The organism is Streptomyces cyaneofuscatus, from assembly GCF_042718795.1.
Taxonomy (GTDB): domain Bacteria; phylum Actinomycetota; class Actinomycetes; order Streptomycetales; family Streptomycetaceae; genus Streptomyces; species Streptomyces cyaneofuscatus_A.
This window is the reverse complement of record NZ_JBHXOX010000066.1, coordinates 1,947-3,256: the sequence shown is the minus strand read 5'-3', so window position 1 is coordinate 3,256 and position 1,310 is coordinate 1,947. Positions and strand designations below refer to the sequence as shown.

Sequence of the window (1,310 nt, the reverse complement as noted above, 5' to 3'; positions counted from 1 at the left end):
TTTGAGAACTGCACAGTGGACGCGAGCATCTGTGGCCAAGTTTTTAAGGGCGCACGGTGGATGCCTTGGCACCAGGAACCGATGAAGGACGTGGGAGGCCACGATAGTCCCCGGGGAGCTGTCAACCAAGCTTTGATCCGGGGGTTTCCGAATGGGGAAACCCGGCAGTCGTCATGGGCTGTCACCCGCTGCTGAACACATAGGCAGTGTGGAGGGAACGAGGGGAAGTGAAACATCTCAGTACCCTCAGGAAGAGAAAACAACCGTGATTCCGGGAGTAGTGGCGAGCGAAACTGGATGAGGCCAAACCGTATGCGTGTGATACCCGGCAGGGGTTGCGCATGCGGGGTTGTGGGAGTTCTCTTTCATAGTCTGCCGGCTGTGAGACGAGTCAGAAACCGTTGGTGTAGGCGAAGGACATGCGAAAGGTCCGGCGTAGAGGGTAAGACCCCCGTAGCTGAAACATCAACGGCTCGTTTGAGAATCACCCAAGTAGCACGGGGCCCGAGAAATCCCGTGTGAATCTGGCGGGACCACCCGCTAAGCCTAAATATTCCCTGGTGACCGATAGCGGATAGTACCGTGAGGGAATGGTGAAAAGTACCGCGGGAGCGGAGTGAAATAGTACCTGAAACCGTGTGCCTACAAGCCGTGGGAGCGTCGCGCATCGAGCTTGCTCGGTGCGTCGTGACTGCGTGCCTTTTGAAGAATGAGCCTGCGAGTTAGCGGTGTGTAGCGAGGTTAACCCGTGTGGGGAAGCCGTAGCGAAAGCGAGTCCGAACAGGGCGTTTGAGTTGCACGCTCTAGACCCGAAGCGGAGTGATCTAGCCATGGGCAGGTTGAAGCGGAGGTAAGACTTCGTGGAGGACCGAACCCACCAGGGTTGAAAACCTGGGGGATGACCTGTGGTTAGGGGTGAAAGGCCAATCAAACTCCGTGATAGCTGGTTCTCCCCGAAATGCATTTAGGTGCAGCGTCGTGTGTTTCTTGCCGGAGGTAGAGCACTGGATAGGCGATGGGCCCTACCGGGTTACTGACCTTAGCCAAACTCCGAATGCCGGTAAGTGAGAGCGCGGCAGTGAGACTGTGGGGGATAAGCTCCATGGTCGAGAGGGAAACAGCCCAGAGCATCGACTAAGGCCCCTAAGCGTACGCTAAGTGGGAAAGGATGTGGAGTCGCAGAGACAACCAGGAGGTTGGCTTAGAAGCAGCCACCCTTGAAAGAGTGCGTAATAGCTCACTGGTCAAGTGATTCCGCGCCGACAATGTAGCGGGGCTCAAGCGTACCGCCGAAGTCGTGTCATTCATAC

General features: G+C 56.6%; 1 rRNA gene (only partly in view). It reads left to right on the top strand.

The annotated features are described in order from the left end of the window. Positions 1-33 precede the first annotated feature (33 nt). Positions 34-1,310: ribosomal RNA gene (locus ACFWRT_RS37455) — 23S ribosomal RNA — on the top strand; it runs 1,924 nt beyond the window's last position.